The 16368-nt window shown below is 43.7% G+C and carries 14 protein-coding genes; 8 read left to right on the plus strand and 6 right to left on the minus strand.

Annotated features, from left to right (window positions below; translation table 11 throughout):
* Positions 1–17 precede the first annotated feature (17 nt).
* The 3 genes from AC4MCC_RS12985 to gspF form a co-directional block, all read right to left on the minus strand.
* Entirely contained in the window at positions 18–353 is a 336-nt protein-coding gene (locus AC4MCC_RS12985) for a hypothetical protein (protein WP_104426673.1), read from the minus strand.
* Positions 354–637: 284 nt separating this feature from the next.
* Positions 638–1021, minus strand: a complete 384-nt coding sequence (gene gspG, locus AC4MCC_RS12990) for a type II secretion system major pseudopilin GspG (RefSeq protein ID WP_240904185.1) — start codon at positions 1019–1021, stop codon at positions 638–640.
* A 183-nt stretch (positions 1022–1204) separates the two neighbouring features.
* A complete protein-coding gene (gspF, locus tag AC4MCC_RS12995) occupies positions 1205–2410 on the minus strand; it encodes a type II secretion system inner membrane protein GspF (RefSeq protein ID WP_491885413.1) in 1206 nt (401 codons plus the stop codon).
* 149 nt (positions 2411–2559) lie between these two features.
* On the opposite strand from gspF, the gene AC4MCC_RS13000 reads away from it, so the two are divergent.
* From AC4MCC_RS13000 to AC4MCC_RS13035, 8 genes are all read left to right on the plus strand, one after another.
* Positions 2560–4782 (plus strand): primosomal protein N', encoded by a 2223-nt coding sequence (locus tag AC4MCC_RS13000; protein WP_180011868.1) that lies wholly within the window; start codon positions 2560–2562, stop codon positions 4780–4782.
* Between the two features lie 74 nt (positions 4783–4856).
* Entirely contained in the window at positions 4857–6713 is a 1857-nt protein-coding gene (locus AC4MCC_RS13005) for a cation:proton antiporter domain-containing protein (RefSeq protein WP_491885414.1), read from the plus strand.
* Positions 6714–6763: 50 nt separating this feature from the next.
* Entirely contained in the window at positions 6764–7639 is an 876-nt protein-coding gene (gene hslO, locus AC4MCC_RS13010) for an Hsp33 family molecular chaperone HslO (protein WP_159123419.1), read from the plus strand.
* A 215-nt stretch (positions 7640–7854) separates the two neighbouring features.
* Positions 7855–8304 carry a DUF2147 domain-containing protein gene (locus AC4MCC_RS13015; protein WP_159123420.1) on the plus strand — a complete coding sequence of 150 codons (450 nt, stop codon included), beginning with the start codon at positions 7855–7857 and terminating at the stop codon, positions 8302–8304.
* A gap of 277 nt (positions 8305–8581) precedes the next feature.
* Positions 8582–9043 carry a DUF2147 domain-containing protein gene (locus AC4MCC_RS13020; RefSeq protein WP_491880525.1) on the plus strand — a complete coding sequence of 154 codons (462 nt, stop codon included), beginning with the start codon at positions 8582–8584 and terminating at the stop codon, positions 9041–9043.
* A 187-nt stretch (positions 9044–9230) separates the two neighbouring features.
* On the plus strand, positions 9231–9692 hold the full coding sequence (locus tag AC4MCC_RS13025) for a DUF2147 domain-containing protein (protein WP_491885415.1): 462 nt from the start codon (positions 9231–9233) through the stop codon (positions 9690–9692).
* 511 nt (positions 9693–10203) lie between these two features.
* The gene (locus AC4MCC_RS13030) at positions 10204–10533 is read left to right on the plus strand and encodes a chaperone modulator CbpM (RefSeq protein WP_004781729.1); all 330 of its coding nucleotides are present in this window, start codon (positions 10204–10206) and stop codon (positions 10531–10533) included.
* A gap of 93 nt (positions 10534–10626) precedes the next feature.
* Complete coding sequence (locus AC4MCC_RS13035) at positions 10627–10890, plus strand: HP1242/YdcH family protein (RefSeq protein WP_004781728.1); 264 nt, start codon at positions 10627–10629, stop codon at positions 10888–10890.
* A gap of 162 nt (positions 10891–11052) precedes the next feature.
* On the opposite strand, the gene pnp is transcribed toward AC4MCC_RS13035, so the two are convergent.
* From pnp to recD, 3 genes are all read right to left on the minus strand, one after another.
* A complete protein-coding gene (gene pnp / locus AC4MCC_RS13040) occupies positions 11053–13140 on the minus strand; it encodes a polyribonucleotide nucleotidyltransferase (protein WP_491885859.1) in 2088 nt (695 codons plus the stop codon).
* 252 nt (positions 13141–13392) lie between these two features.
* Positions 13393–13662 carry a 30S ribosomal protein S15 gene (gene rpsO, locus AC4MCC_RS13045; protein WP_491885416.1) on the minus strand — a complete coding sequence of 90 codons (270 nt, stop codon included), beginning with the start codon at positions 13660–13662 and terminating at the stop codon, positions 13393–13395.
* An 893-nt stretch (positions 13663–14555) separates the two neighbouring features.
* Complete coding sequence (gene recD, locus AC4MCC_RS13050) at positions 14556–16328, minus strand: exodeoxyribonuclease V subunit alpha (protein ID WP_419375054.1); 1773 nt, start codon at positions 16326–16328, stop codon at positions 14556–14558.
* Positions 16329–16368 lie beyond the last annotated feature (40 nt).

Below are 16368 nucleotides of genomic sequence, written 5' to 3' on the forward strand. Positions count from 1 at the left end.
TTTTTATCTATATGTTATTAAAACTGGATCACCAGATAAGATAACATGCTCGCCAGTGACAGCATTGGAATATAGCGATAGACCTGTACAATTCCGTTTTCAAATGCAGAAGCCTGTTCCTGTTCAAACTGTACGACAGACGCTTTTAATGCTGACCAGAAGCATAGTACGAATAAGGTACTCATCATGCTAATGGCAAAGAAACCCACCATAATCTGGCTGCTGCCTTCAGTGGTCTGCCATAAATGCAAAATTCCCTGACTGGCTGGAAGAATGCTTAAAACCAAAAGAACAGATTTCAGCATCGACCAATGAAACTGGTTTATTTCATCCGACAATATTAATGCTTTCATACCATTCTCCTTTGGCTAAAAAAGGGCCATTAAGAATATTATGAGCTATTTTTTGTAAATAGAAAGTCTATATTTATTCACATTTTACGATAATTGTAATAGATAAATATGGGAATAATTCTTATTATAACCATCAAATCACTAATATTATAATAATATTATTAAATTCAATTGCTTATATTATATTTTATGATTGAGAGTTATTATCACTTCACCTAATATTAAAACAACCAATCAAGTGAAGTGATATATTCAATAACTCACTAATTTATAATAATTATCAATTAAGGTTGGTAATAAATATCAGCATCAGTTCCTTCACCACCCGCCTGTCCATCGGCACCAAAAGAATACAAATCAAAAGCACGACCATTGGTTCCCGGAATCACATATTGCAGGTCATTATCCCAGCTGTCTTTTGGATAACCCCCTTTCACATAGCCACCTGGCAACCAGTTCTTCGCTGTTGCTGGCTGATTTACCAGCGCATCCAGACCACCTTCCTGCATGCTTGGATATTTGCCATTATCCAGCTTATATTGATCCAGTGAACCCGCAATACTTTGCAACTTAATGACTGTGGTATCCACTTTAGCCTTTTCACCGCGTCCCATTACATTTGGAACAATCAGCGCTGCAAGCACACCGAGAATAACAATAACCACCATTACTTCAATCAAGGTAAAACCTGAGGCACGATGGGCACGTAACTGGCTCACACGTACGGTAGGTTCAACAGCTGTAGTTGAAGGGTCTATGGCTTGATTTGGATTCCTTTTCATTCAATATCTCTCATTCATCTTTAGAAAGTTCAGGCACTTTCAATTCTTCGTAGACGTTACACATGTTATTTAAATCATATTATTCATATTCACGATTGGCAGCATCACCGCGATCACAATTACCAGCACAATACCGGCCATAAGTACTAGCATCAGCGGCTCCAGAAGCGCGAGCAATGTCGAAATCAGCGTGGTCACTTCACGGTCCTGCATGGTCGATGCCCGTTCCAGCATACGATCCAGCTCCCCCGAGGCTTCGCCACTTTTGATCATTTGTACCATCATCGGGGGGAAATAACCACTACGTTCCAGCTGGGTAGCCAGGTTCCCGCCTTCAGTCACTTTTTCAGCAGCCAGATTAACCGAATCCCGGATCACCCAGTTATTACTTACCGCCGCTCCAATGCGTAAGGCATCTACCAAAGGTACACCGGACTGGGTCAGAATCGATAGAGTACTGGCAAAACGGGCAGCATTAATACCGCGTGATAATTTTCCGAATAAAGGTAGTTTCAGAGTTAGACGATCAAAAGCATAATGCCCAGCCGTTGTTCTTAAAAACCGTACCAGCAGAAAAATACCTACCGCACTCCCTATCAATAAAAATGGCCACGCGATCCGGATAAAATCGCTGGCTTTCATTAAAGTCACTGTAATCCACGGCAAGGCATCTTTGCTTTGATCAAAGGTCTTAACAATATCCGGTACCACATAGGTCATCAGGCCCATCACAATTGCAAAAGACATCAAGAGCAAAATAATCGGATAGATCATCGCCCCTTGAATCTTTTTCTGCATGGCGAAGCGGTTTTCGGTATAGTCGGCTAACTGATCCAAAATCAAATCCAAGTGACCAGAACGTTCGCCGGCCGCAATGGTGGCAATATATAGTTCTGGAAAACGTCCAGACTGTTGTAGCGCCTGAGCTAAGCTATGCCCTTCCAGCACTTTAGAACGTACTGACATCAGCAGATTTTGCACATGAACTTTTTCGCTCTGCTTGCCGACGGCGCGAATGGCTTCCTCCAGCGGAATTGCGGCAGCGACCAGTACCGAGAGTTGTCGGGTCATAAGGGCCAGATCATAAGCAGTAATGCTTTTTTCAAACCATTTGCGACGGTAATACTGGTCTTTTTTCTCAACCGGATCTACAGAGACCGGAATCAGCGCCTGATCCCGAAGCTGTTGCCGGATTTGTCGTGCTGAATCCCCCTCAAGCACGCCTTTTTGCTGCTTCCCTGAAGCGTCAAGCGCAGTAAACTGATATGCAGGCATTGTAATGCTCTAATTTTCCAAAATTTTGCTTAACGCTGTTGCGTCAGACCATCAAAATCATTCATATTCTTCAATATAAATTATCTGCTCACTCTAACATAACTGAACTTTGAGCACGACGAAATTTCATCAGGACCCACTCTGTTACTATGCCAAATTCTGTTCCCGTTACTGCCCCTGTTTATCGTGTTCGTGTTGCAGTGCCGGTGCATCTGTTTGACTGTTTTGACTATAGCTTGAGTCAGGAACAATATCAGCAGGCAGAAGTGGGTGCCCGAGTCGCGGTTTCTTTTGGCCGGCAAAATCTGGTCGGCGTGATTACTGAAAAATTACCGCTAGATGCTCCGATTGATCCGAGCTTCAAACTGAAAGCCATCACCGAGCTCTTAGATGACCGTGCCATTATCAATTCCCAGGTTTTAAGTGTATTGACCTGGTCAGCACAGTATTACCAGTTTCCTATCGGGGAAGTGATCCAGACTGCTTTGCCGACCTTATTGCGTCAGGGCAAACCTTATAACCTGCTGGCCCGAAACTGGAAATTGCTGGATCATGAGGCTGAAGCCAAGGTTCGCCGTTCCGAGAGGCAACAGGAAGCCTATCGGATTCTAAAACTGCATCCGGTGGGAACAACTGAGAATCTCTTAAATCTGGCCGGAATAGAAACAGCGACTTTAAAAGCGCTCGAAAAAAAAGGGATTTGCGAATGTGTCCTGGAAGCACAGGATTTTAGCCCGCAACCTGTACAACTGGCCCAGATGCCATTAACGGCCAATCCGGAACAAAAACATGCGATTCAGCAAGTGCTGAAATACCGCAAGCAATATCAGGCCTTTTTACTCGATGGCCTGACTGGCAGCGGTAAAACTGAAGTCTATCTTCAGATCATGGAACAGGTACTGAAACAGGGCAAGCAGGTACTGGTACTGGTGCCTGAAATCGGACTGACGCCACAAACGATTAGCCGCTTTCAGTCCCGTTTCCATTGTCATATTGCCTTGCTTCACTCTGGCCTGAATGACAGTAAACGCTTACAAGCCTGGCAAGCCGCTGAAACCGGTAAAGCCTCCATTGTGCTTGGCACCCGTTCTGCGATTTATACACCGATGCCGAATCTGGGATTGATCATTCTGGATGAAGAGCATGACCTGTCTTTTAAACAGCAGGAAGGCTTTCGCTATCATGCCCGTGATGTGGCATTGTACCGGGGACATTTACAGCAATGTCCAGTACTCTTGGGTTCAGCAACACCCAGCATTGACAGCTATGCGCTGGTGCAGCAAGGCAAAATGCAGGTGCTGGAACTGAATCAACGCGCGGGTACAGCGCTAATGCCGAAAATCCATATTCTGGATTTAAAAGTAGCACCAAAGCAGCATGGCATCAGCCTGCATCTGATTGAAGAAATCAAAAAGCGCCTGGCCAAAAAAGAACAGGTGCTCATTTTCCTGAACCGTCGTGGTTATGCGCCCGTACTGATTTGTGGCAGTTGTGGTTGGCAGGCGCAGTGTCCGAACTGTGATGCCAATTTCACTGTGCACCGGCAACCTTATCAGCATCTGCATTGTCATCACTGCGGCACCATTCATCGTATGCCTGAACAGTGTCCGCAATGCCAGCATCAGGAGCTGGCAACTTTAGGCATGGGCACTGGAAAAGTTGAAGAACATCTGAATGAGCTTTTCCCAGATTTTGAAGTGATCCGGGTCGATCGCGACTCAACCAGCCGGGTCGGTAGTTGGCAAAAGATCTATGACAAGATTCAGAAAAGTGAGCCTGCGATTCTGCTCGGCACCCAGATGCTGGCCAAAGGCCATCATTTTCCTTATGTCACGCTGGTTGCAATTTTGGATATCGATTCTGGTCTTCTTAGCGTCGATTTCCGGGCCACAGAACGTACAGCACAATTGATCGTACAGGTCGCAGGTCGTGCAGGACGTGGGGAACATAAAGGGGATGTATATTTACAGACCCTAAGACCTGATCATGCGCTGCTGAATACCTTAGTCACTGAAAATTACCGCGCTTTTGCCAAGCAGACCTTGACCGAACGGCAAATCGCCCAGATGCCTCCTTTTCGTTATGCCGTGCTGATTCGCTGTGAATCCAAAGATCAGGCACAAAATACCGAATTCTTACAGAAACATGCTGCTCTGCTCAGGCAATATCCCGATCTGGTGCTGGATATCTGGGGTCCCATTCCTGCCCCGATGGAACGTAAGGCCGGACGCTATCAATCCCATATGGTGCTATTGTCCGCAGACCGTGCCCGTTTGCATTATTATGTCCGTAGCTGGTGGCAAAACCTGTTACAGGATAAGCCATCCAATATGAAGCTGACACTGGATATTGATCCACAAGAACTCAGCTAAAAATATTGAGCCCAACTTCATTTGATAAAGGCTCAACTTTAAGACTGGATGAAAATAAAATTTAAGGCGGAAAAATGTCGATACTGTTACAAATAGCGCTGGTTCTGGCGATTGCACTGTTCATGGTGCCACTGAGCCATAAACTCAGACTGCCAACAGTGCTGGGCTATTTACTGACAGGTTTAATCATTGGGCCGAGTGCCTTAGCGCTGATCTCTGCTCCTGAGGTGATGCAGACTTTTATTCAAATCAGCCTGTTAGCCCTGATGTTCTGGATTGGTCTGCAACTCAGACCACAACGAATTCTTCAGCTTGGGCAACCCCTGTGGTTTATGGCCATTTTACAGGTACTGAGCACGACCCTGATTTTTGGCCTGCTGGCCTGGTTCTTTCTCGATCAGAATCTGGTTTCCAGCATTGTCATCGGACTGGCAGGCAGCCTTTCTGCCATGACATTAGTCACCCAGTTCCTGAACAATCAGCAACAATTGGCGACCAGTTATGGTCAATCCGCTTATGCCAACACCCTGATTCATGCACTGATAGCAATTCCCATCATTGCAGCGATTCCGCTCTTTGCAGGCGTCAGTTCAACAGAACATGGCATAGCTTATTTTGCTGCCATGATGGCTACCTTTACTGGCTTATTTCTATGTAACCGCTATTTCATGCAGCCGCTTTATCGCTGGATTGCCAAAAGTGGTCGTCATGAATTGCATAGTATTGTTGCCATTGTCATTTTCCTGGGCTTACTAGTCCTGATGGATACGCTGGGACTGAATCTGTACCTCGCAGCATTATTTGCCGGTATGTTACTGGCAGATTCTGATTTCCGGATTTCGATTGAAAAGAGTCTGCAGCCTTTTAGCGGTTTATTGATTGGATTGGCTTTTATCAGTCTGGGCATGTCATTGCAGTTTGCCGATGTGCTGACTCAACCCGTATTGATTATTGCCGGAACACTTTCGCTGATCCTGATTAAATTTGCGATTACCTTAGGATTGGCACGTTATTATCAGCATAGCTGGCGCAACAGTACGCTACTGGCTGCCAGTGTGGCACAAAGTGGTGAATTCGCTTTTCTGGCACTCATCATTGCACTTTCGCAGCAGATCATTACTCCAACCCTGCTCTCTCCATTGATGTGGATGGCAAGTTTATCCATGCTACTCACACCGGCATTTTACTGGTTATTGCATAACCAGATTCTGCCACGACTGGATCGGCAAAATCATTTGGCAGCGACCTTTGACATTGAAAGCCTTCCACCAAATACTGCACCGATTCTAGTAATTGGTTTTGGCCGTTTTGGCCAGATTATTGCCCGTATCTTGCTGCAACAGCAGCAAAAATTCAGTGTCATGGACAGCAATATCGAAGCAACTGAATTGTTGACCTCTTACGGTATTACCTTCTATCAGGCCAATGCGACTGAGCCAGAGGCTTTAGCTCAAGCACATCTGGATACGGTTCAGCATGTGATTGTCGCCATTGATGATATTGAAGATTCACTGCTGACCGTCCGGCATCTGCGATTAAATTATCCTGATATGTCTTTATGGGTACGGGCACGTGACCGGCATCATGTCCATTTACTTCAGGAGCTGGGCGTGGAACAAATCTGGCGAGAAACCTATGCTTCTGCACTAGAACTCAGTCAGTGTCTGTTAGGTCAGCTGAGCGGACTGTCTGAAAAGCAGGCACAACAAAAAATTATTGAGTTTCATACTCACGATGAAAACCTGCTCAATCGTCAATTTCATCCGGATACGGAGAGCCCGTTTAATTCCGCAGGCTCAAGGAATACACTGGCAGAACTGGAGCATCTTTTTGCTCAGGATCAGCTAAAAAAAGTATCGGAACAGGATACGGACACGCAACAGGACAACAACGCTTCAGGAATTGATGCCATAAGAGATGATCTGGCATAACTTGTGTTTTACAATAATGCCACCATTAAAGCAGGGTTATGGAGAATTTTATGTCTGATTTACGCCAACGCTTTTTTATTGAAGATAGCCCTGTTCGTGGTGAAGTGGTGCATCTTGAGGAAGCTTTACAAACAATTTTGGCCCAGCGTGACTATGCGCCTGCAGTAAAAATCCTGTTAGGTGAAATGCTGAGTGCCACTGCACTATTGGCCAGTACCCTGAAAATTAAAGGGCGTATCAGCCTGCAAATTCAGGCTTCAGGCACATTTAAATGGGCAATGGCTGAATGTAACCATCGCGGTGAAGTACGTGCACTGGCGGATTACGAAGAAGATCCGCATTTTCAGGCAGCAGAAGATAGCAGCACAGTTTTAAAATCACTGACTAATCCAGTGCTGTTTATCAATATCGAGCCTGAATTTGGTGAACGTTATCAAGGTATTGTTCCGCTTGATCAGGAAAATCTGGCTGGCTGTCTGATGCAATATTATGACCTGTCTGCCCAGATTCCGACACGTATCGTGCTGGCCAGTGATAACAATCGTGCAGGTGGTTTGCTGATTCAACTGCTACCGCGTAACAGTGAAGAAGAACAACGCCGTGTCGATGAAGACTTATGGCCACGTCTGACCATGCTGACTGAAACATTAAAAACAGAAGAACTGGTCACTCTGGATGCCAATGAAATTCTCTATCGTTTATATAACGAAGAAGAAGTGCGCTTACCAGAAGTAGAACATTTGCAGTTTGGCTGTACCTGTTCTAAAGAACGTTGTGCGATTGCCTTACAGCAGATTGGTGTAGAATCGGTTCGTGAAACTTTAGAATTCCAGAATCCAATTGAGATGGACTGTCAGTTCTGTAATAGCCGTTATATCTTTACGGCTGAAGAAGCTCTGAGCTTGTTTGGCGAACACCTCAGTTAATAACAGCCCCTGTTCGACTCGAAAAAGCACTCAATATTGAGTGCTTTTTTCATTTTATATTTTCATAAAATATTGACCAAAATTTCTCATAAAAAAAAGACAATTGTACTTAATTTCAAGCTTGCCACATGATTAAAATTTGCACACCGATAGAATCAGAAGATCAACGGTATTTTCAAAGTAAAAAAATCAAAAAAATAGGTGGAAGATTTTAAATGAAATTTCGATATTTAATGGGTGTGATGTTATGTGCTGTGCAGAGCTTCAGCTATGCAGCCGAAATCACGGGGACATGGAAAGCCATTGATGACAAAACAGGCTATGCACGTGCTGATGTTGAAATCAGTAAACTCAATGATGGTACTTATCAGGGTAAAGTTGTTCGTATCCATGCCATTCCAAATCGTCCTGCACATACCCATTGCTCTAAATGCAAGGGGGCACTGAAAGACGTACCTATTCTGGGACTATCTGTCTTATCAGGTCTAAAACCAAATCCAGAAAAGAAAAATGAATTCGTTAATGGATCAATTCTCGATCCACTAACCGGCAATATCTATAAAAGCAAGGCAACTCTGAATTCCCGAGGCAATGTGCTGACGCTTCGTGGCTATGTAGGTACACCCATGCTCGGACGTACAGTATCCTGGGTGAAAGTCGAATAAATCTCATTTTTTATAAATTCTCATCTGCAAGCTGTCTGGCCAGATCAAAGGCTTGGACAGCTTAAAATCATTATCTTTCTCCCATTCCTTATCACGGAAATAATTACTCATTCTCATCAGGATGAATGAACGTAATTTTTAACTCATATTCATTTTTCTTAATTTAATATGATTATTGACTAGTATTTAGTGTATTTTTCACGCTATATTAATCCCATAATTTTTTTATGCCTTTAAGAAATTAAATATATTTCCAATAGCATGGGGTAATGTGGCAATGAGATTCAAACTGCTTTGTTCTATCATTCTTACAGCAGCAAGCGCCATCAGTCTATCTGCTTTCGCCAACAGTGACCCATTACTTGGCCACTGGAAAACCATTGATGACCGTACCGGTTATTCCCTGGCAGATGTGGTGATTAGTAAGGATGCTCAGAACCGCTATATTGCCAAAATTGTGCATGTCCGTGAGATTCCAGGGGCAGCTCGACAGCAGACTTGCACTCTATGTAAAGGTGCATTGAAAGATCAGCCGCTCATCGGACTCACAATGCTTAAGGGACTGAGCAGTCATCCCGACCATAGCAATGAATTTATCAACGGCACTCTGCTCGACCCGGTTTCTGGACAGCTTTATCAGGCCCGTGCCCGCCTGAAAAATAATGGCAGGCATCTCGCCATTCATAGCCGTGCTGAAGGTGCACCGGTCGGACGCAATATGACCTGGATTAAAAACTAGTTTCGAATTCAGATGATTAAGAAAAGCTCCTTAGGAGCTTTTTTATTTTAGGCCATGTGATATTTCACTTGAATTCATTAATCTTATGCCAATCTCATCACATTTTATGCTATTGATTTTGTTACATTTTATGAATAAATTAGAGTAATAAATCTAATACGAATAATCATTGATCAACAGGCATGTTATGAAGAAAATTTTAAGTCGCTTAATGATGGGGATCACATTGGCAACAGCAGCAGGTTTAAGCTTTGCTTCTGAAGATCCACTACTGGGGAAATGGAAGACTATCGATGATCAATCCGGTTATTCTCGTGCTGATGTTGAAATCCGCAAAAAACCAGATGGCAGCTATGAGGGAATTATCGTAGAAACCCGCAGTCTGCCAGGTGCAGAAAAACTAGGAATCTGTAGCAAATGTCCAGGACAGCTTAAGAATAAACCATTTATTGGCTTGCCATTTATCTGGGATTTTAAGGCAGACCCCAAAAAACCTCGCGAATTTCATGATGGCAAGGTACTTGATCCAATCAGCGGTAAAGTTTACAAAGGTAAAGCACGTTTAAGCGCCAATGGCAAACGCCTGACCCTGCGTGGTTATGTAGGCGTTTCGGTTATCGGACGCAGTGTTACCTGGATAAAATACTAATTTTTGTCAGTTTTCTATGCCCCTGTTTCAGGGGCTTTTTTAATGGTTATGATTTGAAACAATTAAGTACAAATAAAAACTGTTTCCCTTAGCGCAAACTCATAATAATGAATTGAAGACGGTTATTTTTTATTCACACAATGATCTATCTTCAGCTGCAATCCAATCTGCTAAGGACTCTGAAACGGAGTATTCATGCGACATGTATTCCTCAATTGATAGGCATGGGTAAATGTGTGTTGCAAACAGCGGATGGTTTGCAAATGACAGATAAAACTATAAAAACAGATGCCCGCCTAGATCTTTGTTTCCCTGCTCAGACTGAGCTGTTCAGGTTCAAGCAGGATTTCCATAGGATAGGAGTTCCTCTTCTAGGCAGGATGCTGGTTCAACTAGCATTCCATACCGTTAGGGCACAGCGCAGCGGCCATAAAATATTATGGCATTCCCCTACTTCAGGACGACCTTCCTTTCTGAATGTCTCAAGCCTGGCTGTTTAAGGAGTAGAGCTATGACTACAATTCAATATAGAGAAAACTTTTCCAACGGTTATATCCCCTCTGAAATCATGGATGATCGTACCTTTGATTTGTTCCACTTTTCTGAAGCATGTGGCCAAAGTCCGGAATGGGTGATGCAACTCATTGAACATGGAATTTTGCCGAACCGTTCTAAAACGCATCCAGGTACCTTCCTTGGGGAAGATATTACTCGAGCACAACGCGCTTACCGTTTGCAGCGTGATTTTGATGCTTCCTTTAGTGCCGTTGCCATGATGTTGGATCTCATTGATGAAGTGCAGGAATTACGTCGTGAGGTGAAACATCTGCATTTCAAGTAATGCCCTTTAATGTCCAGTCTGCATGAGTTAGATCAATGCGGACTAGGGCATATTTTGCTTTTTTCTTTTATTTTTTGAGTGATAAATATCCCTATGAAAACCAAAGACTGCAATAAAAAGATCAAATATATGTTCCCAGAATACCGTGATTTAATTGTGCAATTACGCGAGGAAAATCCGTACTTTGCCCGACTATTTGAGGAACATAGTGAATTGGACAAACAGATTAGCCAGCTTGAACTCGATCCAGTCAATCATATCAATGATGATATCGATGCGATTAAACGCAAAAAACTAAAACTCAAAGACGAGATTTATCGCATGCTGAAAAACTCTGAAGCCGATCCGCTTACCTGAATGAGAGCAGCTTTCTTGACCAAGAGTGTTTCAACACAAGGCTTAATCATCCGTTTTATTTAAAATGTGATTATTGAATGATTTCGGTTCTTAAATAAAGAATCTGTCCAAATAAAAAAGCCCGCATGATGCGGGCTTTTTCAGACTTAAAAAGTCATCGAATTATACTTGTTCGATGTCTTTCATGGTCAATTTAATACGACCACGGTTGTCAACGTCAGCAACTTGTACTTTTACTTCCTGACCTTCTTTCAATACGTCAGCCACGTTGGCAATACGTTCGTTAGAGATTTGAGAAATGTGAAGCAGACCGTCAGTACCTGGCAGGATGTTCACGAATGCACCAAATTCAACGATACGAATTACTTTACCTGTGTAGATGGTACCTGGCTCAACTTCAGCAGTCAGCGCCTGGATTTTTGCAATCGCAGCCTGTGCAGCAGCTTTAGTTTCACCAAATACGCGTACTGTACCGTTATCTTCGATGTCAATCGCGGCTTTAGTTTCTTCGGTGATTTGACGGATAGTCGCACCACCTTTACCAATCACGTCACGGATCTTGTCAGGGTTGATGTTGATCACTTGGAAAGTTGGTGCGTGCATAGAAATTTCTGGACGAGCACGTGAAATCACTTGATTCATCGCATTCAGGATGTGCATACGACCTGCATAAGCCTGGTTCAATGCAACCTCCATAATCTCTTCGGTAATACCTTCGATCTTGATGTCCATTTGCAGCGCTGTAATACCGTTAGCAGAACCCGCTACTTTAAAGTCCATATCACCAAGATGGTCTTCATCACCCAGGATGTCAGAAAGAACTGCGAAACGTTCGCCTTCTTTCACCAGACCCATTGCGATACCCGCAACTGGTGCTTTAAGTGGAACACCGGCATCCATCAATGATAGAGAAGCACCACATACAGACGCCATTGAAGATGAACCATTAGATTCAGTGATGTCAGATACGATACGGATCACGTACGGGAAGCGGTCAGCTGCTGGAAGCACGGCTTGAACACCACGACGAGCCAGACGACCATGACCAATTTCACGACGTTTAGGACCAGACTCACGACCTGTTTCACCTACAGAATATGCAGGGAAGTTGTAGTGAAGCATGAAGTTGTCAGTTTTAGTACCAGCAAGGGTATCCACCATCAACGCATCACGAGTATTACCCAGAGTGGTAGTTACCAATGCCTGAGTTTCACCACGTGTGAATAATGCAGAACCGTGAGCACGGTCTAGTACACCAACCTGTACATCAAGGGCACGAACAGTTTTGGTATCACGACCGTCAATACGTGGTTTACCAGACAGGATGTTGTCACGTACGGTACGGTATTTAAGCTCTTCAAATAATTCGTTTACGTCATCAGCAAGACCAGTTTCGTCGCCTTCTGGAACGAATTGAGCAATTGCTTCTGCTTGAATTGCATCAAGTGCAGCATAACGGTCTTGTTTCACCGCAATGGTATATGCTTCAGAGATTTTCGCTTCAAATGCTTCTTTCAGTTTTGCACTAAGTTCTTCATTTTTCTCAGGAGCCACCCAAGTTGATTCTTTCGCACCAGCTGCAGCAGCAAATTCTTTAATTGCTTGAATCGCAATTTGCATTTCGTCATGACCGAACAATACTGCGCCCAGCATTTGGTCTTCTGAAAGTTCTTTCGCTTCAGATTCAACCATCAATACCGCAGATTCAGTACCCGCAACAACTAGGTCAAGATCAGACTCTTTTAATTGTTCATGGTTCGGGTTAAGAACGTATTCACCGTTGATCAAACCCACACGTGCGCCACCGATTGGACCACGGAATGGTGTACCTGCAATCGCAAGTGCTGCAGAAGTACCCAGCATTGCTGCAATGTCAGCTTCCATAGTCTTGTCAGAAGATACAACAGTCGCAGTGACCTGGATTTCGTTATAGTAACCTTCTGGGAACAATGGACGGATTGGACGGTCGATCAGACGTGAAATCAGAGTTTCAGCTTCAGATGCACGGCCTTCACGTTTACCGTAACCACCAGGAATACGGCCAGCTGCGTATTGTTTTTCTTGATAGTTAACAGTCAGTGGGAAAAAGTCTTGACCTGCTTTCGCAGTGGGTGCTGCAACCACAGCAACAAGTACTTGTACGCCGCCCATCGTAATCACAACAGTGTTCGCTTGACGTGCAATACGACCTGTTTCTAGCACAACATTGTGTTGGCCATATTGGAATTCTTTACGAATAACATTAAACATCGACATGTTTTATTTTTTCCTAATTTTATTCTAGTGGAGACCCCTAAGGTTTGGCATTCACAACTTAAACGTTTAAGTAAATGACAAAGCTTAGAAGCCGACCTCACTAGATATAAACACTATTTTTAAACACAAAGAAGGAGCGAAACATTCGCCCCTTCCCCTTTTACCCAGCAAAAACTGGGTAGACTTTAGTTTTCAGCGATAAAGCACAATTCATGCAATACATCCGAAAATAAAGTTTAAATCGAATTAACGACGTAAACCTAAAGCACCGATCAATGCTACATAACGAGCACGGTCTTTACCATTTAGGTAGTCAAGAAGCTTACGACGTTGGTTAACCATACGGATCAGACCGCGACGGCTATGGTGGTCGTGTTTGTGCTCTTTGAAGTGACCTTGTAAGTCATTGATTTGAGCAGTTAAAAGAGCTACTTGAACTTCTGGTGAACCAGTGTCGTTTTCAGCGCGAGCGAATTTAGCAATGATCTCTGCGCGATCTGCGTTTGTTAAAGCCATTCGATTTCTCCGAGATGCTTATATATCTTGATAAAAATCAAAGTAATGAGAATTCAATACATTGACTGCCGTGCATCACTACAGCAAGTTGCATATTTTAAGGGAAATTGCGTCAGATTGCAAAAATAGATCATGAATTTTGATGGTGTCGGCTGCCAGATGTCTTTGGTTATTTGCTGATATGAAGAAATCCCATATGGTTCAATTTACACATAATTTCAGGAATTGGACCTGATCTGGCTTACGAGTAGCTATTTAGATAACTGCAGAAATTAACTGATCTTTTTATATTTAAAATATTTCTGGTAGAGCTTAGAAATAAATGATAAAAAAAAGCCCGAGTAAACTCGGGCTTTTTCGCGCTGTAGTTTCTTCTATTATCATTTTTTATTTATTGTTTTTTTAGTGCGTTTTACGCTTTATTATTTTCAAATCTTCCTGACTAAAAATAACTTCCTTGTGTGGTAGATTTTGCCATATTGTCGAAATGCTCATAGAGGCATTTATCCTCACTCGCTGTAAGCCATTGCGTACAAAATTGTCATGGAAATTTGCAAAATATTACACTTATACATCTTTTGATTACGCTATTTACTTAAATTTACTTATTCTGCCAAATTTATCGCTCTATAAGATTACGGCAAAATTCCATTAACGGCAGATATAAAAAAGCCTTGTAGTCTCTCCCAAAACTACAAGGCTTAGCGGCTGTAAGTTTCCTCTTTCACTTACTTCACTGTAAGTTCGCTGTCTGGTGACATTCTTGTTCTTATTATGCGATTTATACCCAACTTTCCGTGTTGAGTTCTTTTGTGTGACCAATCTTCTCAAAAACCGAGTAAAAGCTCCATGCGCCAATTTCCTGAATCCATGTAAGCATTTACCTACAAAAGTTATTTATTTTTTGCCAATAAATTGTTGCAATGTTCAAGTATTTTTCCGCTTAAGCCACTCTTTCGTGTGGTTCTGACACATAGTGCTTGTGTAAACGCGTCGCGATCTACCAGCAAGCTCACAACTTTTTTGGCTCGAGTAATCGCTGTATAAATCAGTTCCTTACTCAGCAAATTTTTAGCCTGTTGATCAAGTACTACAGCCGTATGAGTAAATTCTGAACCTTGCGATTTATGAATGGTTAATGCAAAAGCTGTTTCGATACTTTTTGGCAGGCGGGTCGCCAGCACCCATTTTTCCAGACTCGGGAAATACACTTCAAATTGTGACTGTCCTTGTTGTTCTCTCCAGAAACAGATCCCGATATCACCATTGGACAAACCCAGCTGATAATCGTTATAAGTCATCATCACTGGCCGGCCGGTATACCAGTCGCCCTGTTTTAACTTGCCTACACTAGCTAGAAAACGCTGTTCAATCTGCTGATTGATTTTATTCAAACCCAGATCACCATGCCGGATTGCGGTGAGAATCCGGTAATGATCAAAGTGCTGAATTGCCTGCTGCACATATTGCTCGAAATCAGTCTGATCCTGAGCCTGCTTGATCGCGTCCGCATAAGCCTGATAGCCATACATCAGTTGATCATAATATTGGTCTAATTGTAGACCTGTAGTTGGGTTTATTTCTAGCAGATATTGCAGTTGCAGCTGGTCAATTTCCACCTGGTCCAGTGCAATCGCTTGCAGCTCACTCGCAGCAACCACTTGCTGTTCAAACTGGTTTAAAACTGATGCTGGAACATGCTCCTGCTGGATAAAGTGTGCCATTGCACCAATCCGGGCGCCTGAAGCAAAACGGCGCGTCGTGATTAAATTGACCCGGTTATCCGCCAGAACAGAAGTCTGCTGCAAGTCTGCCAATACATTGCCAACATCCACCGAGGCCAGTTGGTCTGCATCGCCTAACAGAATTAAGCGGGCTGAATCTGGCACTGCAGCAAGGAGCATCTGTGACAGGCTTAAGTCCAGCATGGATGCTTCATCGACCACGATCACATCATAGGGCAAAGACTGCTTGGCATGAAACCGTGGGCGTCCCAACCGCCCTAAGCCCAGTAAGCGGTGCAAAGTAACGGGTTGAACCTGCTTTAAAGCCTCCAGCTCAAAAGCGTGTAACTTTTCACTGTGTAGGGCTTTCTGCAAGGCTTCCTGCATCCGCTGCGCCGCTTTACCCGTCGGAGCAGCCATCGCAATCCGGATATTGGGTAGGGCTTCATGTAGCACCGCAATCATATGTGCCAAGGTGTAGGTTTTACCGGTTCCTGGCCCACCGGTAATAATATTCAGCCCCTGCTTGGCGACCATTTCCAGCGCTTGCTTTTGCTGTGGATCTGTCAGGAGGTTACGATCACGCTCACTTAAATTTACTGGCGTGATGGCTTGTGACTTGATCCGGGCGATCTGGGTGGCGACCGCTTGTTCCAGCTGCCAGTAGCGGTATAAATACAATTGCTGGTTTTCAAAAATAAAGGGCGCAATACCCTGAGCCTGCTGACTCCGATCCAGCACTAAATGATGCAATAGAGCGGTTTGCTCGGCACTGGCCGGAATACAACTATTGCCCTCCTGCATCGCTTCAAGGAGCTGCTGAATCAGCATTTTTGCGGCAGCATCAAAAGTCGCCGAACTGAATGGTGGCTGACATAGATAATCAATCCAGGCCATTAAATGGGCTGATTGCTGAGACACGTGAATTTGCTCATTTTCCACACAGTTATCCTCAAAGTTATCCACAGGATAATCTTCTGTT

The sequence above is a fragment of the Acinetobacter sp. CAU_H_56 genome (assembly GCF_058599425.1).